Below are 19,812 nucleotides of genomic sequence, written 5' to 3'. Positions count from 1 at the left end.
GGAAGAAGAGATGCCGATTACGATTTTGCTCGCAGATGATCATGCGATGGTGAGACGGGGGCTGCACGTTTTTTTGACGACACAGCAAGACATGAAGGTTGTGGGCGAAGCATCGAACGGACAGGAAGCACTGGCTCAGGCGGAAGCGTTAAAACCTGACGTGGTATTAATGGATCTGCATATGCCGGTCATGGACGGAATCGAAACAGCCAGAAGGCTGCGCACGTTATTGCCAGCAACGCGAATCATTGTGCTCACCTCGTTTTCGGATCAGGATCATGTCGTTCCTGCTGTTCGCGCAGGAGTTAAAGGATATCTACTCAAGGATATTGAACCGGAGGATCTGGCTGTAGCCATTCGCAATGTGCATGCAGGTCAGGTGGAATTGCATCCTGCCGCAGCAGGTCAATTGATGCATGTGATGGCTTCATCCGATTGGTCTATAAATGAACAGCAACCACAGCATATACCGACAGATCAGTCAGCAGACAGTCAACATCAGGAGCCAAAGCAGAAGGGGAAATCAACTGAAGCGTCTCTTGGCGGACTGGATATGCTCACTCGCCGTGAACAAGAAGTCTTGGGGCTGATTGCTCAAGGATTGAGCAACAAGGAAATTGCAGTTCAATTGGTCATCACCGAAAAAACGGTCAAAACCCATGTCAGTCATCTGCTCGACAAACTGGGACTAGCAGATCGGACGCAAGCGGCTCTTCATGCCGTAAGAAATGGCTGGGTCGTGTGACCAATTCCGACATATGTTCATACTTAAGTCGTATAAACTCAACCTAAAGGTTGAGTTTTTTGGTATTTCAAGTTAAGTCTATCTGCTGACGATTTGGATGCAAAAGAAAGGTAAGATAAGAGTAGAAATAACAGATCGGTTGAAACATGAGAGTTTGAATTATTAAAAAACCAAGGAGAGTGACATGAATGAATATTGTTATTTTGGCAGGAAGCAATCGGAACAATGCAACCAGTACACGTCTGGGAGAGTATGCTGTGGAGATTATTCGCGGCCAGGGACATCAGGCCAGCCTGTTTGATCTGTATCAGACACCACTTCCATTCTACGCACCAGATGAAAAACAAGCGGATCATGAACATCTGGCAGACCTGAATACACGTATGCTCGCGGCCGATGCGATCATCCTGTCTACACCAGAGTATCATGGCAGTATTAGCGGTGTGCTCAAAAATGCACTGGATCACCTGAGTCAGGCTCATTTCAGCGGCAAGACCGTCCTGTCCATCAGCTCCTCTGGCGGAGCGGTGGGGGTAAGTTCGCTTTTACAACTGCAAGCGATTGTTCGCAATCTGCATGGCATCAATGACCATGAGTGGATATCCATTGGTGGTGCGCAGCGCAGACGATTCGAAGCGACATTTGACGGATATGAAGAGTACGAAGGCAGTCAGGATATAGAGGACCGGGTGCAGCGGGTTATTGGATCGTTTTTAAATCTGGCACAGACGTTAACGAATGCGCGGAATTCAACCATGAGTTGAGAACCAAGGAAGATGAAAAATCGGAAAAGGAAAAGAGGTTGAGCATTATGATTACAGGCATATTTGAAACACATCTAAACGTGACGGATCTGGAGAGATCCCATCATTTCTATGAAACGGTCCTTGGTTTACCTCATGCCTACGGGCAGAAAGAACGTGGGAACTCCTTCTACTGGATTGGTGGAAAAGGCAAAGCCATGCTGGGATTGTGGCAAAAGGAATCTTCCGAGGTGAAACGTCAGCACTTTGCTTTTCATGTATCTCTGGAGGATATGAAACACGCGGTGGCTCACTTGGAGAACAAAGGGATCGAGACACAGAACTTCCTGAATGATGATATCGGTGAACTGTACGTCTTCGGCTGGATGCCTGCGGTATCTGTATATTTTAAGGATCCAGATGGTCATTTGCTTGAATTCATCGCCATGCTCCCGGATGAAGCGAAGCCTGAACTCGGCATGGTGCCGTGGAGTCAGTGGGAGGAGATGCAGGAGAAGACCGTATGATGATTGAAGAATTACAGTTATATACAACACGGATGGAGGACCTCAAGCATTTTTATCGTGATACGTTGGGAATGGAGGTGTCCAATGCGACGGATCAGGCCTTCAACCTGCAGGTTGGAAGGACAAAGATGATTTTCAAACCGTGTGAAACAGATCGTGAGCCCTTTTATCATGTGGCCTGGTCGATTCCGACGAATCGGTTCAAGGAAGCGAAGCAGTGGGCTGCATCACGTGTTGTTTTAAGCAGGGAGGAAAATCGGGATGAGACATACTCTGCTAATTGGGACTCTCATTCTCTCTATTTCGAAGATCCAGCAGGCAATATTATCGAGCTGATTGCTCATCATCGTATTCAGAACGAGAGTGACCATGACTTCTCGACTCAAGATATATTACAGGTGTGTGAAGTTGGACTGGTGACGGAGGATGTTCTGTCTACGGTGAATGAGCTTCAGCAGATTGGACTCACGAGCTGGGGTGAGGTTAGTGATACCTTTGCTCCTGTAGGAGATGTGCACGGTCTGTTTATTGTGGTGAGGAAGGATCGGACATGGTTTTTCTCCAAGCAAAAAGCACAGATCTATCCGTTGGAAGTATCCATCCTTGGCGTGGGCAAGCTTCGAATTGGCTAAACTTTGCATTCCGGGGCAAAACGGGCATATGTGGAGCATTTCCATCATGTTATAGAAGTAAACGCTTTATTTATTAATTAGAATATATAAGTTGAACTAAATTTACACGATAACGGAGAGGACAGATCTTAGTTCAACTTATATAGTTTCTCTGATGGGTTTACAGATAATGAAGGGTGGTGGCAAGCTTGGATCGACGTTTGTTGGAAGATGGACTAGCGATTATCGTTTCCAGTCGGGAACGTACAGGGGATCTGTGGCACGCCCATTATGGGGCGGGTGCGATTGCGGCATATTTTTGGTTGCGGGAAAATCGTCTCACTGCCCTTGCCGCCGGCAGTGTTACGGCCGAAGCAAAAGCCATGCTTCGCCAGCATGGAATCAGCCCTGGCCAGACCTCTCCGATTGGTGAAATGATGCCCAGGGAAGATGCCGAGGCGTGTATTACGGACGCATTGGATCGAACGATTGGAGAACTGCACTGGGTTGGACACCAGGCCATCTACGGGGCAATCAGTCTGAAAGCTATTCGCGAACTGGATGGATGGGGCACTGCGGAGGATATTGGTCGGCTGGTTGAACTGATCGATTCATTCGATCGAACCATTCCGGGAAGATCTTGGATGAACACAACGATGAAAGAAATTCGCAGTCTGAAGCCGGAAAAAAGCGATGGTTTCCCCGAGATTGAAAATCCAGTTCAGTTGTCACGCCTGATTCTGGATGAGCTTGGTGCGTTCCAGACTATCTATCACGCGGAAGCGCATCATGATCTAATCGGTCATATGCTCACCTACGGACATGCGCTTAACATATTATATGAACTGGGTTATCCTGCATTATTCCACAAAGGCATTCCGCCTTTCCTTACCATGGTGAAGGCACTACGCTTAAGCCGAGATGTGGATATTGAACAGGAGATGCCGACATTGCAATCACCCGTAGACCTGCTGCCACTAGAACGGGCGGAACGATCAGTGGCGCTCCCTCATGAACTGGAATATTGGCTCACCGACAGACGTTCCCGTGACTGGAACGGAGGTCATGTATTCAAATTCCCGTTCAGTTTCTATCATCATGCGAAGAACGGGGAGCCCGTACCGGAAACGTGGGAGAACTTTCGTTATATCATCGCGTGAGATGTAGCCAACTATATGGAACAAACGATATAGAACGAAGGATATGGAACCAACGATATAGAATCAAAATGAAGAGCACTTGCCAAAGCTGGCAGGTGCTTTATAGTGTTCTAGCGTTAATATTCCAAGCTACTGAAAGCCGAAGCGGATCCGAATGTATCCGGAGTCTGCAAGCGCACTGTATCCAGAATCTGCGAGACCATTCGCTGCATGTTCGAGAACGCACCCTTCATTTACGAGCCCATGTCCTTCATGTGCGAGAAACGCTCGTGATGTCGTAAAAGGCGGATTGTCTCCCTTCTCATGCAGAGCACTGCTCCAGATGGATTCGAGGTCTCCCCTCCGGTTTGCGGTTGGAGCAGAGCTTGAGAGCTAACGAATCGTAGGCGTCTTATTCAAGGATTTGAAGCGTCTGTAGAAATCTAAGGAACCTGAGACACGTTATATTAGAATAAACAGCCATTTTCAGCGTTAATGTCAGGTTTTTTAGAAAATAGGGTGTCTGATGTTCCTTATCATTTAAAAAGAGTACCTGAATGACAAATAAGACGTCCTGTGTTCCTTAGAAAATCCTCTATCCATTCGCCAGAATTAGCGGGCTGGGACTTCAAGCTTTTTGGACACGGGCACCCATAATTCAAAAATCCATCATCGTATAGCTTGTTTGAATTGAAATGCACCACATTAGTTTTATGCAGATTAAAACCGACAATTGTCCGCCCCGGACACGACTACATTCATGCGTATTTCATCCCGATTACCATCAGCGCGAGTGGGAAAAGGCAGTAAAATGGTATTATCGGATCAGCAGCAAGGAAGACATACCGACAGCTCATACGCTAACGTACAGCCGGCCAGGGGGCCGGTTTTTTAAATCGGTGATTGCATCCTTGCCCTGATCGGGTATTAAAGACTAAACAGATAACAGGAGGCTACGTGATATGAAAACAGTATTGTATGTTCCACTGGATGATCGTCCAGCGAATCTGGATGATGTGATTGTGCAAGGGAAAGCAGCCGGTATCCATATCGTTACACCGAACCTGAGTGATATTAAGAATCGTCTGGACTCGGAGAAAACCGTAGATGGCACAACGCTGCTCGGCACCTCCACGCCGGTTTATGGCAAACCGTCCAAGATTCACAGCTTTATTCTGAAACATGCTGCCAAGGTCGACGGATTCATTATCTCATCCGATATGCTCGCCTATGGCGGTCTGATTGGCAGTCGTCAGCTCCGCGAAGATGGAGGAGGCGCCTATCCTGAGTACGATGATGAGACGACGCGTTTGCTGGATGTGATCCGCGTGATCAAGCAGAAATACCCACGCAAACCTGTATTCGTAATGGATACCATCATGCGTTTGGCTACAACCTCGTTTGCAGATGGCTTGGCGCTTGATGCGTATAATGAGTCCCGTGCATTGATGCAGCAGCCACGTCAGACATACACTGAGTTTGAGGATATTATCGAAGGTTATAACCTGTCCCCGGATGGAGTGGAATATGGGACAACGACCTATTTTGATAAAGAACAGTATTACAATACAAGACAGCATAAATTCAAAACAAATCTGTACATTCTGGATCAGCTGGCTCGCACAGGTTATATCGATTTCCTCGCGGTTGGAGTCGACGATGCCAACACGCAGGGTGTTCAGATCAATGAAATCAAATATGTAGAAGCGCGAATCAATGAATGGCTGGGTGGAACCAATGGGCAAAATCCGGATCGTGCTATCGTCTTGCCGGATGCAGATGGTCTGGGGCACGCTTTGGTCGCTCGTATGGCTAACCAGTTGTTCCGAGGCGGGGCGAGGACACGTTACGCAGTGAAATATTTTGGTCCTCACGGCAATACCATCATTAACACGTATGAATACATGGATGTACACGAGAATGTGGTTCGTCATGTGGATATTGTAGGTGGTGTGCTTGTAGCGGATTCGGCATATCCTGAACCGGAGGTGGTGACGGATGTGGGTGCTGGCTTGGAAAATGAACAGCTAGTGGCTGTAGCAGCCGATCAAGTTGTCCCGTTTGACATGACCTCCGAACTGGATCGTATGACGAAGGGTCACCCAGGTAATTCCGGGGAGAACACGGGCATCGACATTGAGATTATCGCCATTACGGCTCTGGATCAGGTGCAGGCTGCGTTGGAGCAATTGACGCTGAATAGTGAGCAAGGTCTGCCTTCGGTGTTGATTGATTTTGTGGGTAAAGGACCAGCCAATGTTGATGTTGCCGAAGCATTGCTCAACAGTCCATATACCGGACGGGTTCTGGGTTATAGTGCATGGAATACACCAGGTAACAAGATCGGTATTGCTGTAGGTATGGGGCAGTCGAGGTACGCGTTGATTACAACAGAGAAGCATGAGCATAAGTTGCGAGATGCGATGAACGCGCATGGCTCGTTGTTGTTTAAGCGTTTCCTGAAGGATTACTACTACAAAGCGGTAGCGATTGCGGACATCCGCACGTATTCCCGAGCCCATGCGCTGTATACCAACGTGGCTACCCTTTCGGATCAAAATATGTTGCTGTTCAACTCAGAGGAAGACTATGCCCATTTGCAAACATTGCTTCGTGACTTGATGCAGACTTATACCACGGCGCTTGCGAATAAAACAGCCTTCCAGACAGGTAATGTGGCGATTAAGCAGATCTGTAATGACGAATTGTCCTATGCGACGTATGGCAGTGCGCTGCTGGAATATGGAAATCCCGATTTCATCTGGGGCCGTGCATTTGAGATTACGTTGAACCCGCAGGTTAATTTTAATATTGTGTAAAAGATTGCCTCAGATATGCAGCCTATAAGCCATGACCGCTTCCTTTAAACGTTGGCTTAGGCCAGCACTGGAATAAGGTATGGTGTGGAATGGATCGGAACCAGTTAAGGGGATCGGATCAGTTGATCATTACGATCCCCTTAACATTACGGTTAACTTTCAACGCTACCCTATTGCACTAGCTAACTTATCAAGTGCAATGTACTCCTTATTCGAAAGCTCTTCAATCATTGAAGTCAGTTTGGGTATATTGAGTGAGTGTTCGTTGATTATCATTTGTTTAAGCGTATTGTTTCGAAGAGAACGAGCCTTTAGTTCAATATCCTTAAATAGGTTGTAAAACAGACTGCCATCAATTAATCCAAGTTTATGTAAATAATGAATTCGCTTGGTCATTAACGTCTTATGCTCAGATAACATATGTAATGCTCTTATATATTGATGATCGGCACGAACAGATTCAATTAATTTGCTATAAATGTGGATACCAAATACAGGGTCCAGACTGCCGTGCAGACATTGCTCTTCTGCTGGAATGCCTTCAATGACTTCAAAGTATGCAGCACTATTCGTAGAATTAAGATAATGTTTCAGTGAGATTTTGAAAAACTCCAAATTGAAACGATAGGACTTGAACGAATTCATGGAGATAAGTTGTATACCAAATACATTATCCCAGCATTCCTCTTTATAGTTGATATGTTCATTGACTGCTTGCTCAATCTCATAAAAGGATCCCTTTGTTTTCTTATATTTGGGCAATGGGTCAGGAAAAAAATCTGCGATATTAAATTCTTGATTATCCCGATCATAACCGTATATGAATAAATCATGAGGTGCACTTTCTTCAGTTCTATAGGCTTTAATATGTTGTTTATCGATAAGAACATAAATGTAGTTACCATTATTAATTGACTCTATGAAGAAATCGGTAACATTTAACTTGAGCAATTGGATCATTTCTTTTTGCATACTGTGAATATTTAACAACGGATGGTACTCTCTCATTAATGGCTGGTAGAACTCCAAGTGGAAAGTATCCGGTTGGTAGAAATCAAACCTTAGTTGCATGTGATTCGTAAATAACCATTCATGGTAGGAAGGGTGATTGGGAAGAATAGAGTGCATATTAGCATGAATCGGATAACCTTGAATTACAGGTGAATGCATAATAAGTTCTTTTTTCATGATCAATATCTCACTCTCTACATGGGATAGTTAACTTTTAGCGCACCACAAACGCCTTTCTTAATGCTTCACACTTCGTCTAATTACGTACAGCCTATATACGAAGGATATTACACCTGCAATAAAATGTAAATAAATAACATTGTTTTGATATCGATATAAAAGTGATTGGTGTGTTGGGAAATTAGAACAGGTGTCGTCTTTTTTCCACCCGAACGTCTCCCTTAATCGCACCGAAGTCATACGGAACACCAACCGCGCTAGGAATGAAAGGCTGTAAAATTGTATTATCGGATCAATAACAAGGGACGCACCGAAAGCACATACGCTAATGTACAGACCGGCCAGGTGGCCGGTCTTTTTGATGCGGTGAATGTAGTCCCGTTACTGGTTCGATAGCAATACAGACTCTGAGTTAAAAGGGGGAGTCTACTGCTGCTGCACTGTCGCTGCATCGTGTGGGCAGATCTCAAACTTGCAGCCAAAGGGGGCGAAATGAATGTGTCTATGAGAAATGAAATTAGCACTGCCATGAGCACCAGTAAAATGAGTACGCTCATTAAAAGAACGCTGAAACAGAAGCTTGCGGTACTTGTTCCAGATTGGGACGGTCGTGTGCTGGATGTCCCTGGGCCAGGCGAAGTGTTGGCTGGGCCTTGTGCAGTCGTTGCGTTTGCCGAAGAGGTGCCGAAGTCTGCTTGGGCGGGATATAGAAGGATTATTAAAATCTCACCATACGCTCGTCCAGAAGATGGTGGCGCTGAACAAGTGGAAGTTTGGTCATCCCTTCTAATTGATGGGTTACACCAGGTAAGACTGGTGGATGAAGCAGGTGAGGCCTTCACTTGCATCTATTTGGGTTCTTCAGATAGTGACCGGGTGGATGCAGGGTCTGGAATGCTTACGCGCAGTCTGCGGTTCGGAGTGTATGTTCCCGAAGGCTCGGGAGCTGTCCTCGCTGAAACAGGCGACGCGTGGTTAGCTGCGCTTCAAGGCTGGACCCAGCAGGAACTTGGCTCTAACTGGTCCGTATATGGGGATATCTGGCCTGGTGGGTACGAGAAGCCGTCTGTTTTGTGGAGATTGGCTGGATGTAGCACGTCTGTGGCGGGCACTTCGGCATTGGAGGTTCGACAACAGTGGATTGGGCATGTGCTAACCGATCATTCGGTGCTAACACGCCAGACCGTTACTCGGTTGGTGGAGCAACTTGCAGTGCAATCTCGTCTTGCCATCACTGAAACGGATGGCGAAGAGCACGAAGGTAACACGCGATATATCACAGTGGATGAAGTCACGGCAGATTTACAGACGGATGCGTATTTGAATGGTCAGATTCGCCTGACGTTGCAACAGCGGATTCGTCGTCCGGGTACGAATGTATCTTTCATTCGTGAGATTCACCATAGCAAAGGTATGGAGTAAACGTTAGTCGAGAGGAACCTTCTATTAGAGGTTGTTCAAAAAGCCCGCTTTTGATTACAAAGGATGCCTAACGGCATCATCAGCATCAAATATGGAATTCAGCCGAATAAGCATAAGCTTTCGAAGTATGTTCCCTTCGAAACATTGTAGTTGCTCACGTAGTTTTCCCTACGCTCTGCTACTCCATTTCTAACTTCATCCCATCTTCTCGGTACTGAAAACCGATCTTTTTGAACATGCACTTTTAAGAGTGGTTCCAGATTATAGCTTTGAGTAGATTGGTTTAGCTTCAACATTATAGCTACAAATTCATAGGTTCATAGGATCAAAAATTCATAGATCAAGCTTAAAGATCATCGTTTCACGAAATTAGTAGTCCAACAAATGAGGTGAGATGGCAATGGCAAGCTCAGTGAAAAAAAGTAAACAGACAGCCCCGCGGTATACACGGGCAGAATTGATGAATCATGCAGAAGCCCTCTTTGCCGTTAAGGCAGAGGTGCTGTACGGTGCGCTGTACGAAGCGGCGCAAGAGACGTTTTCCATTGAAGAAACGCAAGAACGAATTAACCAATTTATGAAAGCGAAGGTGAAGGGATAATGGCAGGCGGAAATTGGGAGCAAACGAATCGTCCGGTCCTTCCGGGCTTATATATGAATTTTCAGGCGGCAGCATCTTCGGCCATTCAAGCGGGTACGCGGGGAACCGTCGTTGTGCCAGTCAAGGCAAACTGGGGTCCTGTGGGGACTTTTGTTGAAGTAGGGAGCGAAGCGGCGATTGAACGTATCTATGCGGCGAATGTGCTGGACAACGGTACGGCTTATACGTCCTTGAAGCTCGCCCTGTTGGGTGGGCCGAAGAAGTTGCTCGCTTATCGTGTAGCAAGTGCTGCGGCTAAAGTTGCTACGCTTACTTTGAAGGACAGCAGTGACGCCAATGTGCTGCAACTGGATGCGAAGTATCCGGGGGATCGTGCAAATGGATTCTACGTCACCATCCAGCCAGGTGTGATTGATAATACGAAACATGAAGTGCGTCTCTTCGAAGGCAACCGGATGTTGTATGCGCTCCTGACAGCGGATATTACAGCAGCTTCTCTGGCAAAAGAGATTAACGCGGATGAGCAAAATGTCTGGGTAACGGCGCAGGCGATTGGCGATGGTGCAGGTGTAGTTGCAACAATTGCGGGTGCGGCATTCAAAGGCGGCGTAAGTGGCAACGATGACCTGACCAATGCGGAGTACATTGCAGTACAGGGTGCGCTGGAAGGGGAGCAATTCGACGTCTTGGCTTTGGATCAGGCGGCTGATGCACCCCTGCTTGCGAGTTTTGCGGCATGGGTGAAACGTGTGCGTAGTGAAGGAAAACCGGTGGTGGCTGTATTTGGCGGTTCCGCAGCGGATGACACTTCTGCTACAGCAGCACAAAAAGCGGCAACACGTTCGCTTACGCTCAACCATGAAGGTGTGATTAATGTCGGTACAGGCGTTCGCCTTGGAGATACATTCTACAGCTCGGCGGAAACGTCCGCCTATGTTGCGGGACTGATTGCCGGACAACGTCTGAACCAATCCACAACCTATGCAGCTACTCCGTTCGATGATGTGACACGTCGCTGGACGCGTGCAGAACAGGAGCAGGCAGTACAGAATGGCGTATTTATTTTCTTCCATGATGGACGTCAGGTGAAAGCACTTCGTGGTGTAAACACACTGGTAACTCCGGCCGCTGGACAGAATAATGCATGGAAAAAAATCCGTTCCATTCGTGTGTTAGACGCTATCAACACGGATTTGCAACGATCCGCGGAAGATACGTATATCGGTAAAGTGAACAATACCGAAGAGGGTCGTCAGGCACTGATTAGTGCCATGAAGGCCTATTTGGCGTTGCTCGCACAGAGTAATGTGATTGAAGCCGACGGTTATGATGTCATTCTTGACCCGGCGTATTACGGTGCTGCACCAGTTCTCAAACCGGAGGCAGATCAGGTATTCCTGCAATGGAATGTGAAGCTGACGGATGTAATGGAGCAGTTGTTTGGTACATTTTACGTGCAATAAGGTTGTGTGAAAGGAAAGAACCGTTTTCTAGAATAATTACTACACGTTGAACTGATGGTTTACACGATAACGGAGAGGGCAGAAAAAATCTGAAGAAGCGAAGCGCTCGCCTTTATCCACCGGATTTTCCCTTTTTGAAAAGGAATCAAAAAAATCTGGGGATAACAGCAATCGGAAGATTGTTCTGACTGCGGAGTTATACCGTGTAATATTTATTAGTTCAACCAACCCAAGGAGGAAAATATATGTTGGATGCGTCAAGAGTAATTCTCGGTACCCATGGTCAGCTGCATATCGATGGTGTGTGGCAGACAAACATTAACAAGTTGGAAGCGAGTGTGGAGATTGAAAAGCGTGAGCTGAATCTGGTCGGTAACGACTGGAAGGTGCACAAAAACGGCGCAAAAAAAGGAACAGGCACGATGACCGGCTACAAAGTCACTTCCGATATGATCCAGCGCGGCTTCACCAAATTCGAGATTATTTCCAAGCTGAACGACCCTGAATCGTATGGACATGAGAGTGTATTGCTGAGAGGTTGCATGGTGGACAAAATCCAGCTAGCCAACTGGACAGCCGGCGAAGAAGTACCAGAGGAAACGGGCTTTACGTTTGAAGGATTTGAGTTGCTGAATCCGATTGTGGCGAACTAAACTTTGAAATAGGCAAGTGATTGAGCTAGTTTGCTCAATCATGATTGCATAGTTACTTCATATCATATGGACACCAATGCAGGCCGAGATGATCTCGGTCTCTTTGTTGTCTCTACAGGCTTGTAAGCTGGCATAGATAAACCCATTTGTGAAATGAGAAGGAGATTAACCCCGATGAGTATGAATGAAAATATGTCCGAAGAACAGATTTTGGATCAGTTGTTTGAAGCAGCAGAACGTTTGCCAGAGGAGAATGTACGCATTCAGCGTCTGGATCTGCTGTTGACCTTGCGTGGGCTGACTTCCTCCAAAGTGGATCACATTCGCGAACGCTGTACGATTCGAAAAACGACCAAAGGCCGCACCGAGGAAAAGGTGGACACCGAAACGTTTAACGCGCTGCTCATTTCTGAAGCAACGGTGAAATTGAAAGTCCGCAGCCTGGAGTTGTCCGGCTGGGGAGACACCCGCATTACAGGCCGCATGAAGTTGTCCGGTGGCGAACAGGCGGTACGTCGTATGTTGCTCGCTGGTGAATTGGATGCCGTAGGTGATAAAGTGCTGGAGCTGTCCGGCTTCGGTGTGGAGATTGAAGACCTAAAAAACTGATTCACTCCGGCGGAATGACCACGTTCCTGTATCACATGTGGGTACGTCATCATCTCCGGCCCGGAGAGTTCTGGTCTTTGCCACGCGGGGAGCGCTCGCTGTTGATTGCGTTCTCGGAAGAGGAAATGTCAGCGATAACTTCGCAAATGAATCGATAACGATATGAGGCAGGAGGTGAAAAAATGGCAGAAATGATTGTAGGTTTATCTAAATCCAATGCGGAAATGCGGACAACCCTTCGATACTTGGATCAGATCCAACGCTCAACGGAACGTCTGGGCAGAGTTCGATATCAGAGTCTGATCAAGGTAAACAATGAGCTGAGAACGACTGGGCGCAGGTTGGAAAGTATATATAGTATGGCTGTGCGAATCAGCAGGCTGCGTATTACACCGACGGTTGATCTGGTTGACCGTGCTACTCCGGCATTAAATGGTTTGTTGAGAAAAATGAAGCAAATCCGATCTAAGATGTTGAATGCTACAGCTAGTGTGCAGCTCAAAGTCAGCCACCAGATTTCAGATGTATCCGTTAATGTGAATTCACAGCCACTGATCGATGCTTTGAATACAAATACCCAATCTATTAATATGCTGAGTACCAAGCTAGACTCTATCAATATTGGAGCGGCACCAGCGGCCGAAGCGAAACCTAAAACTTTTTTGCAGAAGATGAAAGGTATGTTTGATCGTGGGAAATCAATCTCATCTGGTGTGGGGAAAGTCTTTGATGCAAGAAATAGTGGGAAGAAGCTATGGAAAGAAATCACAACACCTGCCACACCGGGGAATAAATTTAAAAAGGCGTTCAAGGTTACAAAACGTGGGGCAAAGTTTGTGAATGATTTCTCGTCCGCAGGGTCCGATTTGATCGGTGGATTCGATGGATTGTGGGGCGATGTAAAAGGTCTCTTTGGTGGAGGTGGAAGCGGAAGTGGGGCAGGAGGCAGTGGCGGGTCTGGCATCATAAGCAAGCTTGGTGGCAACCTCGTTAAAGGAGCGGGAAAATTGTTCGCACCACTCCGTATGTATAACAATATTAAAGAACTTGCAAGCGCCCCACCTGAGGATCGTGCTCGTGCGGTGGGTTCGGTTGCTGGTAATGCAGTAGGAACAGCTATTGGTACCGTACTTGGCAGTGTAATTCCAATTCCGGTGGTTGGGAACATGCTGGGCGGTTCAATAGGCGGTTGGCTGGGTGAAAAGGCAGGCGGTTGGCTGGGTGACAAGGTAGGTGGATTCCTAAAAAACAACGCGGAAGACATCTCAAAAGTAGCAAAATTTGCTTCTGAGGGAGCGAGTTACGTGGCGGAGAAAACGACGAATTTGTTCAATGGGGTTGCAGGTTTTTTTGGTTTCGGTTCTAAAAAGGAAGAGCAGACCGCCCCAGCCGCAGCGGTCATAACGTCACCCTCAACACCTGTAGCAACGCAGACACCACCCCCTCCACCGATAGCACCTCAGATGCCGCCTCCATACAGGCCGGCAGTTCTATCGATCACCGGTCCAGAAGCCTACATGAACAATCGATTTGGTTCACCGACGGCTGCGGGTCTTATGGGAACAAGTGTGATGCAATCCCAAGCGGTAGCAATGAATAACGCGGGTCAACCCAATGAGAAAGCTTCGCCGCTCACAGTGCGTATTTCCGAAGAACAGATGAGCAGTCTGGCAGGTTACCTTAAGGATTTCAAAACGGAAACGACGAACCAGATTGCTGTGAATATTGCACCGGGTACGGTACAAGTGACCGTTCGGGAGAACGCTATTGATTATGACGCAGTTTCTCACCAGGTGGGGCAACGGATCTCTAACGAGTTCCGCCGTGCGATGCAAAATCGCAAAACAATTATGGCCTAAGCAGAAAGGAGGCCGCAGATATGTCAGTACTTGAAGATAAAGTTGGTCCTAACAAAATGTCATTTACGTTGAAGGACGGCAACACTCCATTTCAATTCCCAGTGAACCCTGAAGAAGTTAATATTTCTAGGTCTAAGGGATATGAAACGGTCAATATGTTGGAGCATGGCGAGTTTGATTTTGCACAAGGGGAGAAGGTGAAGGAGATCACTTTCTCTTCTTTTTTTCCCAAAAGATTTGATCCGTCCTATTGCATGGATGAAAAATCTTTTCTAGATCCACGTGTGGCGATGAATGTGCTGAACACCTTTCTGATCTCCAAAAAGCCGCTGCGTTTCATCATTTCAGAGACGGGCGTGAACGTGCCTGTTTTTATTGTTTCGCTTAATTCGAGCTTTCGTGGGGGGGAGACAGGAGATATTTACTTCGACCTGACCCTGCGCACATGGCGTGATTCCAAGGTGGAGAAGGTCGGTTCTGCGGCATCCGGGGGCAAGTCAGGTTCTCGTACCGATTTGAAAAAGAGTAGCAAGACCTACACCGTCAAATCTGGCGACTCCCTGTCCAAAATAGCAAAGCTTGAGCTGGGTAGCAGTTCCAAATGGAACGAGATCTACAAGCTCAACGCAAAGATCATCGGGAGTGATCCGAACCGGATCAAGCCCGGACAAAAGCTGGTGATGCCATGACCTACAAGGTCATTGTCGACGACAAATACGACATCACCAAGTTGGTGGAGACGATTACGCTGAAGGACTCGCTGGACCAGATTGCCTATCAGGCCAACATCCGGCTGGCGGTGTCTGCATCTTCCGGTCTGCCTTCGATCTCACCGGGCATGATAGTGCGGATTAGCGGGGTTCCTTTTGGCGAAAAATATATGGTTCATCTGCTGCATCCTGCGGTCATCTGGGAGGTGGAAAGCTCGAACAGCGGCACCAAGCGGCTGTCTCTCACGGTGTACGACCGAATGATATATCTGGAAAAATCGGAGGACGAGTTCCTGCTGCCGAAGGATCAGACGGCTACGCAGCGACTTAAAACCTACGCCAAAGAGTGGAAGATTCCATACGCTACATTGCCAGAAACCAAGACAAAGCTGGGAAAAGCCGTGTATCGGTCACAGACGATCTTCTCGATGATGTTTGCCGATCTGAAAGAAACGGCGAAGTCCGGCGGGGAAATGTACCATCCACGGATGACACCTGGTGGGCTGCAGCTATTCAAGATCGGAAGTAATGCAAAGGTGTATGAACTTGATCGACTAATTGATCTGACCCAGATGCGTACGCTCGAAGGGGCGGTTACCAAAGTTAAAGTGATGGCAGCGTCGGAGTCACCGAGTGGCAAAGAAGTTCCTTCCAAAGTGCTTGCAATTGAGCAGAATGGTGTGGAAGAACTGGGCACATTGCAAAAGCTGGTAGAGGACGATCAGGTGAAATCGACAACTGCCGCGAAAAAACTGGCGAAAAGTCATCTGACGGGTATTCAGGAGACCTTTACGATATCGGCACCGGATATCAATACGATTCGCGCCGGGGACGCAGTGTTGTTGAAAGGACTGAAGCTAATCGTCATGTCGGTCAGCCGTGATCTGTCTGCCGGACCTGGAATGATGACGTTGGAACTGGGGACAGCCGAGCTGGTGAAAAGGAGGTATTACCTTGAATAAAGATGATCCGTATGGGCATTTTGCCGACGTCATGCGGGGTGCGATGAGTACACATTCTCGTCAGGCCGTGAGCGGGCTGGGCGCGGTACTGGGTACGATGACATCGTCCGGCGTGAAGCTGGATGATTTCAAGCACGAAGTGCAGGACTATCTCGTGGCCGAGTTGCCGGGCACGCTTGGACTGCCGGAGCGCGAGGCTGCTGGCGCGATTTCCGGTATACCTGACGTGGCAAACGGCGGAACGACGGGCACGGGACGGTTTCTTTTGCAAGAAGAGGAAGTGGAAGAAACGGTGTTGTCTCTTGGCAAAGGTCTGAAAGCGGGAGATCGCGTACTGGCGATGCGGGTGAATGGCGGTAACGACATTGTGGTGCTGTGTAAGGTGGTGAGCGCTCATGCCTAGTTTGTTCCCGGAAACGGGTGTGGTATGGGGAGATGAGGAAGATCTGTCGGGGGCGGATTCGGAAGAGGTACGCTTTGGACGGAGCTGGCGATTCGATTACGATGCAGGGGATTTTGTATTGACCCCGAGTGGCAAAGTAGCTGCGGCGGGTGCGCATGAAGCCTGGGTGCAGTGGTGTATTAAGGCAGTGAAAACGCCACGGTACAGACATGTGATTTACTCCCGGAACTATGGTTCGGAGCTGGAAGATCTGGTAGGGCAGGGTGATAGCCGGGGTGTGATGGAAAGTGAGATTACCCGGATGGTGACGGAGACGTTGCTGGCTGATCCACGCACGGATTCGGTAGACCAGTTCACGTTTGATTGGAATCGGGAGCAGTGCATGTTCTCGTGTCGGGTGGCGAGTGTGCAGGAAGAGATGTTTATTCTGGAAAGTGAGGTGATCTGACGGGATGGCTGAGATTCCGCGTTATTTGGAGGACCAGACGGAGGAACAGATTATGCAGCGTATGCTGGATCGTCTGCCCGCGGATCTGGATAAGTCGGAAGGATCGTTTCTGTGGGATGCGGAGGCTCCGGTTGCGTTTATGCTGTCTGAAGCGGCATTGTGGGCGCAGGAATTACTTCGGCGAGGGTTTGCTAGTACTGCGGCGAGCAGTGATCCGAATTTTCGTTCGGAAGAGCTGGATCTGCGGGCAGGAGAGCACGGCATCACGCGGCGGGCTGCTGTGGCGGCACAAGGTGCAGTGAGGTTCATGGGTACGCCGGGGAAAGTTGTGCCTGTGGGCACGGTCGTGGCTACACTCGCGGATGAAGTATCTGCTGAAGCTTCGCTCGAATATGAGACGGTGGGGCGTGTGGAACTGGATGCAGAGGGCTCCGGGGTGGTAGGCGTACGAGCGCTTGTTGCCGGAAAAGAAAGCAATGTGCCTGCGGGCACGGTAACTGTGCTGTCTACACCTGTAAGTGGCGTGACTTCTGTCACGAACGTTGAGGTGATCAAAGGCGGTGCGGATATTGAGGCCGATACGGCGCTGTTGGAACGCTTTTATGCCAAAGTCCGCAACCAAGGGACAAGCGGTAATAAATCGCAATATGTGCAATGGGCCAGTGAAGTACCAGGTGTTGGTGCAACGCGGGTTATTCCGTTATGGCAGGGACCAGGCACGGTAGGACTATATTTGCTGGACACGGACAAACGTGCTGCGGGTACCGATCTGGTTGCGGGGGTACAGGAGTACGTTGACCCCACGCAAGATGGACAGGGTGAAGGCGTTGCACCGGCGGGGCCAGTGGTGTCCGTGATGCCAGCCGAAGAAGTGCCGATGAACATTCAGGTGAAGCTGACGCTGGCAAGTGATGCGACACTCGCTGATGTGCGGGCATTGATCGAACGCGGGGTGACCGCGTATTTGAAACAGTTGGCTTTTGCCGATCCACTCGTTCGTTACACTCGCATTGCTGCGATCCTGCTGGACATTCCGCCCATTATCGACTATTCGGAACTTACCGTGAACGGTGTAAGTGACCAGAATATTGAGATGACCTCGAGTCAGGTGGCGGTGCTGGGGACGGTGGATGTGCATGAGTAGTGTTGGGCAGATGGTGGATGAGGAAGTAGTTTTGGAGTGTGGAGACCAAGGAAGATTGGGAGAAATACGCCGATCTGAGTTAGAACTGGTGAGAGAGATGCTCCATGTGGATGTGCAAGGAAGGGAGGGGACAGGGCATGAGTGCTCTTTCTACTGTAGATGTTGGACTGACGAGTGAGAAAGGGCGGGAGTTGTTCTCGTTTTTGCCAAGGTATTACGAGACTTCGCGTGTCATGCAGGCCGATATGCAGGCCAAAGGCAGTGAAATGGATCTGCTGTACAAGGCGCTGGATGAGACGCTGGAGCAGTTTTTTGTCCGCACGGCGACGTGGGGGCTGGACTTCTGGGAAGAAGAGCTTGGGATTGAGACGGATCGTCTCAAACCCGTGGAACAGAGGCGTGCCGTAGTGGAGTCGAAGCTGCGTGGTGCCGGAAAGTTTTCGGGGAGACAAGTTGTGAATGTGGCTGAAGCCTATGCCGGGGGAAAAGTGGATGTAACATTTCAGCCGGAAGTGTGGAGTTTTACGGTGAGCTTTGTGGATACGATGGGCACCCCGCCCAATATCGATGATCTCAAACGTGCGATTGAAGAATTGAAGCCGGCCCACATGGCCGTGGAATATAAATATCGTTATATGATTTGGGACGATCTGGACGACAAACAGATGACATGGGACGAACTCGATGCCGCGTCCTTGACGTGGAATGAACTGGAGGTGTGGGCGTAATGCCAAAAGAAACAGATCGACTAAAATTACCTCTTCCCTTGGGGAATGAGAATGTGACTCGGGAGAGTATTAATGGAATTTTTGAAAAGATTGATGCAGGAGTTGCGACGCAAGCGGATTTGGATGCGCTTCGTAAAACGGTGAGTCAGATGGATATTCCCGATGCGTCTTTGACTCAGAAAGGGAAGGTGCAGTTGTCCAGTAAGACGGATGGCCCGTCTGAGACGGTGGCGGCGACGGAGAAGGCGGTAAGGGATGCTTTGCAAAATGCGAAGGATGCTTCTATGTCAAAGTCAGGTGGGAATTTCACTGGAATTGTTACAGCTCAGAGCAATACGTCTTATACCATAAGGCAAATCCACAATATGATCCTTTCAACAGCTAATCCAGATGTAACTGCGATGCAAGATGGTGACATCTGGATCAAGTACAAGTAGGTGTGACATGACTAATTATTACTACGATAAATATAATGTGTTGGTCAGTTATTATCCAGACCCCAGCTGGACAGAGGCTAGTGAGTGGGTGACAGGTCAAACCCTGGTCTGGAATAATTTCCGATGGGATTCTACATTGTTAAGATACATTGGAGAAGGAAATCTTGGGGAACGTCCACCCGTAGAAGTCTGGGCTAAATATTATGTTCATCCTCTTGGCGATTATGTGAAATTTTTCAATTCGGTATTAGAAGGTGGCAAGGATGGTAGTACTCGTTATAGAACTACAACAATGTACCGAAAAAGTTCACAATCGAGGGGTGCATTAGTTCAGAGTGGTATTGTTTTGGATGAGACTTACCCAACTAACGGAATAAAAAATGGATACTGGTATGTAAGGAAGGGGCTCGCATTCCCTGAATTGGGTCTTAGGATCAATGGGTCTATTCGGACAGCGGAAATCGGATCTGTCAGAATCAATGGGGCTTTGAGACAAATTGACTGGATGTGGGTCAAAGTAAATGGGACTTTAAAAAGTATGTAATGATTGTCCAAATTATAAAATTGGGTTAGACGAAAATGTTTGCTTCAAGTTTAA

The 19,812-nt window shown here is 48.1% G+C and carries 21 protein-coding genes; 20 read left to right on the top strand and 1 reads right to left on the bottom strand.

The genetic code is table 11. The features are described 5' to 3' along the window. Positions 1-10: 10 nt before the first annotated feature. From MKY28_RS19780 to MKY28_RS19755, 6 genes are all read left to right on the top strand, one after another. A complete protein-coding gene (locus tag MKY28_RS19780) occupies positions 11-745 on the top strand; it encodes a response regulator transcription factor (protein ID WP_315372118.1) in 735 nt (244 codons plus the stop codon). Between the two features lie 188 nt (positions 746-933). Continuing rightward, positions 934-1,509, top strand: coding sequence for an NADPH-dependent FMN reductase (locus MKY28_RS19775; RefSeq protein WP_340936734.1), 576 nt, complete (start codon positions 934-936; stop codon positions 1,507-1,509). 47 nt (positions 1,510-1,556) lie between these two features. Continuing rightward, positions 1,557-2,015: a VOC family protein gene (locus tag MKY28_RS19770; protein ID WP_340936732.1), complete on the top strand. Its 459-nt coding sequence runs from the start codon at positions 1,557-1,559 to the stop codon at positions 2,013-2,015. Further along, positions 2,012-2,647, top strand: a complete 636-nt coding sequence (locus MKY28_RS19765; protein ID WP_340936731.1) for a VOC family protein — start codon at positions 2,012-2,014, stop codon at positions 2,645-2,647. Before MKY28_RS19770 ends, MKY28_RS19765 begins: the two co-directional genes overlap by 4 nt. A 179-nt stretch (positions 2,648-2,826) precedes the next feature. Next, positions 2,827-3,786 (top strand): hypothetical protein, encoded by a 960-nt coding sequence (locus MKY28_RS19760; protein WP_445670903.1) that lies wholly within the window; start codon positions 2,827-2,829, stop codon positions 3,784-3,786. A 941-nt stretch (positions 3,787-4,727) separates the two neighbouring features. After that, complete coding sequence (locus MKY28_RS19755; RefSeq protein WP_340936729.1) at positions 4,728-6,584, top strand: DUF4127 family protein; 1,857 nt, start codon at positions 4,728-4,730, stop codon at positions 6,582-6,584. A gap of 165 nt (positions 6,585-6,749) precedes the next feature. Here MKY28_RS19755 and MKY28_RS19750 read toward each other — a convergent pair whose 3' ends face one another. Then, the gene (locus MKY28_RS19750) at positions 6,750-7,772 is read right to left on the bottom strand and encodes a hypothetical protein (protein WP_340936728.1); all 1,023 of its coding nucleotides are present in this window, start codon (positions 7,770-7,772) and stop codon (positions 6,750-6,752) included. A gap of 531 nt (positions 7,773-8,303) precedes the next feature. On the opposite strand from MKY28_RS19750, the gene MKY28_RS19745 reads away from it, so the two are divergent. From MKY28_RS19745 to MKY28_RS19680, 14 genes are all read left to right on the top strand, one after another. Continuing rightward, positions 8,304-9,197 carry a hypothetical protein gene (locus MKY28_RS19745; protein ID WP_340936727.1) on the top strand — a complete coding sequence of 298 codons (894 nt, stop codon included), beginning with the start codon at positions 8,304-8,306 and terminating at the stop codon, positions 9,195-9,197. Positions 9,198-9,609: 412 nt separating this feature from the next. Then, positions 9,610-9,798, top strand: a complete 189-nt coding sequence (locus MKY28_RS19740) for a hypothetical protein (protein WP_249911568.1) — start codon at positions 9,610-9,612, stop codon at positions 9,796-9,798. Further along, on the top strand, positions 9,798-11,261 hold the full coding sequence (locus MKY28_RS19735) for a phage tail sheath subtilisin-like domain-containing protein (RefSeq protein ID WP_340936726.1): 1,464 nt from the start codon (positions 9,798-9,800) through the stop codon (positions 11,259-11,261). The genes MKY28_RS19740 and MKY28_RS19735 overlap by 1 nt, the downstream gene beginning before the upstream one ends. A 245-nt stretch (positions 11,262-11,506) precedes the next feature. Then, positions 11,507-11,914 (top strand): phage tail tube protein, encoded by a 408-nt coding sequence (locus MKY28_RS19730; RefSeq protein ID WP_036611426.1) that lies wholly within the window; start codon positions 11,507-11,509, stop codon positions 11,912-11,914. Between the two features lie 174 nt (positions 11,915-12,088). After that, positions 12,089-12,523, top strand: a complete 435-nt coding sequence (locus tag MKY28_RS19725; protein WP_017690174.1) for a phage tail assembly chaperone — start codon at positions 12,089-12,091, stop codon at positions 12,521-12,523. A 182-nt stretch (positions 12,524-12,705) separates the two neighbouring features. After that, positions 12,706-14,382, top strand: a complete 1,677-nt coding sequence (locus MKY28_RS19720; protein ID WP_340936725.1) for a hypothetical protein — start codon at positions 12,706-12,708, stop codon at positions 14,380-14,382. A gap of 56 nt (positions 14,383-14,438) precedes the next feature. Beyond that, entirely contained in the window at positions 14,439-15,071 is a 633-nt protein-coding gene (locus MKY28_RS19715) for a LysM peptidoglycan-binding domain-containing protein (protein WP_101314200.1), read from the top strand. Next, positions 15,068-16,054, top strand: a complete 987-nt coding sequence (locus MKY28_RS19710; RefSeq protein WP_101314146.1) for an XkdQ/YqbQ family protein — start codon at positions 15,068-15,070, stop codon at positions 16,052-16,054. Before MKY28_RS19715 ends, MKY28_RS19710 begins: the two co-directional genes overlap by 4 nt. After that, positions 16,047-16,457 carry a hypothetical protein gene (locus MKY28_RS19705; protein ID WP_036668841.1) on the top strand — a complete coding sequence of 137 codons (411 nt, stop codon included), beginning with the start codon at positions 16,047-16,049 and terminating at the stop codon, positions 16,455-16,457. Before MKY28_RS19710 ends, MKY28_RS19705 begins: the two co-directional genes overlap by 8 nt. Then, entirely contained in the window at positions 16,450-16,905 is a 456-nt protein-coding gene (locus MKY28_RS19700; RefSeq protein ID WP_101314145.1) for a DUF2634 domain-containing protein, read from the top strand. The genes MKY28_RS19705 and MKY28_RS19700 overlap by 8 nt, the downstream gene beginning before the upstream one ends. Positions 16,906-16,909: 4 nt before the next feature. Next, entirely contained in the window at positions 16,910-18,049 is a 1,140-nt protein-coding gene (locus MKY28_RS19695) for a baseplate J/gp47 family protein (RefSeq protein WP_340936724.1), read from the top strand. A gap of 137 nt (positions 18,050-18,186) precedes the next feature. Beyond that, a complete protein-coding gene (locus MKY28_RS19690; RefSeq protein WP_340936723.1) occupies positions 18,187-18,777 on the top strand; it encodes a YmfQ family protein in 591 nt (196 codons plus the stop codon). Continuing rightward, on the top strand, positions 18,777-19,214 hold the full coding sequence (locus MKY28_RS19685) for a phage tail protein (RefSeq protein ID WP_340936721.1): 438 nt from the start codon (positions 18,777-18,779) through the stop codon (positions 19,212-19,214). Before MKY28_RS19690 ends, MKY28_RS19685 begins: the two co-directional genes overlap by 1 nt. 7 nt (positions 19,215-19,221) lie before the next feature. Next, positions 19,222-19,758 carry a hypothetical protein gene (locus MKY28_RS19680; protein ID WP_340936720.1) on the top strand — a complete coding sequence of 179 codons (537 nt, stop codon included), beginning with the start codon at positions 19,222-19,224 and terminating at the stop codon, positions 19,756-19,758. The last annotated feature ends 54 nt before the right edge of the window (positions 19,759-19,812 follow it).

It is taken from the genome of Paenibacillus sp. FSL R5-0473, from assembly GCF_038004565.1.
Lineage (GTDB): Bacteria > Bacillota > Bacilli > Paenibacillales > Paenibacillaceae > Paenibacillus > Paenibacillus amylolyticus.
The sequence above is the reverse complement of the archived record's forward strand: the minus strand, read 5'-3'. Positions and strand labels throughout refer to the sequence as shown.

Bases quoted from the DNA above. Each gene is read 5' to 3' on its own strand.
- MKY28_RS19775 (WP_340936734.1), top strand. From the start codon at position 934: ATGAATATTGTTATTTTGGCAGGAAGCAATCGGAACAATGCAACCAGT.
- MKY28_RS19780 (WP_315372118.1), top strand. From the start codon at position 11: ATGCCGATTACGATTTTGCTCGCAGATGATCATGCGATGGTGAGACGG.
- MKY28_RS19680 (WP_340936720.1), top strand. From the start codon at position 19,222: ATGACTAATTATTACTACGATAAATATAATGTGTTGGTCAGTTATTAT.
- MKY28_RS19725 (WP_017690174.1), top strand. From the start codon at position 12,089: ATGAGTATGAATGAAAATATGTCCGAAGAACAGATTTTGGATCAGTTG.
- MKY28_RS19770 (WP_340936732.1), top strand. From the start codon at position 1,557: ATGATTACAGGCATATTTGAAACACATCTAAACGTGACGGATCTGGAG.
- MKY28_RS19745 (WP_340936727.1), top strand. From the start codon at position 8,304: ATGAGCACCAGTAAAATGAGTACGCTCATTAAAAGAACGCTGAAACAG.
- MKY28_RS19685 (WP_340936721.1), top strand. From the start codon at position 18,777: ATGCCAAAAGAAACAGATCGACTAAAATTACCTCTTCCCTTGGGGAAT.
- MKY28_RS19690 (WP_340936723.1), top strand. From the start codon at position 18,187: ATGAGTGCTCTTTCTACTGTAGATGTTGGACTGACGAGTGAGAAAGGG.
- MKY28_RS19735 (WP_340936726.1), top strand. From the start codon at position 9,798: ATGGCAGGCGGAAATTGGGAGCAAACGAATCGTCCGGTCCTTCCGGGC.
- MKY28_RS19720 (WP_340936725.1), top strand. From the start codon at position 12,706: ATGGCAGAAATGATTGTAGGTTTATCTAAATCCAATGCGGAAATGCGG.
- MKY28_RS19710 (WP_101314146.1), top strand. From the start codon at position 15,068: ATGACCTACAAGGTCATTGTCGACGACAAATACGACATCACCAAGTTG.
- MKY28_RS19750 (WP_340936728.1), bottom strand. From the start codon at position 7,772: ATGAAAAAAGAACTTATTATGCATTCACCTGTAATTCAAGGTTATCCG.
- MKY28_RS19715 (WP_101314200.1), top strand. From the start codon at position 14,439: ATGTCATTTACGTTGAAGGACGGCAACACTCCATTTCAATTCCCAGTG.
- MKY28_RS19695 (WP_340936724.1), top strand. From the start codon at position 16,910: ATGGCTGAGATTCCGCGTTATTTGGAGGACCAGACGGAGGAACAGATT.
- MKY28_RS19765 (WP_340936731.1), top strand. From the start codon at position 2,012: ATGATGATTGAAGAATTACAGTTATATACAACACGGATGGAGGACCTC.
- MKY28_RS19700 (WP_101314145.1), top strand. From the start codon at position 16,450: ATGCCTAGTTTGTTCCCGGAAACGGGTGTGGTATGGGGAGATGAGGAA.
- MKY28_RS19730 (WP_036611426.1), top strand. From the start codon at position 11,507: ATGTTGGATGCGTCAAGAGTAATTCTCGGTACCCATGGTCAGCTGCAT.
- MKY28_RS19755 (WP_340936729.1), top strand. From the start codon at position 4,728: ATGAAAACAGTATTGTATGTTCCACTGGATGATCGTCCAGCGAATCTG.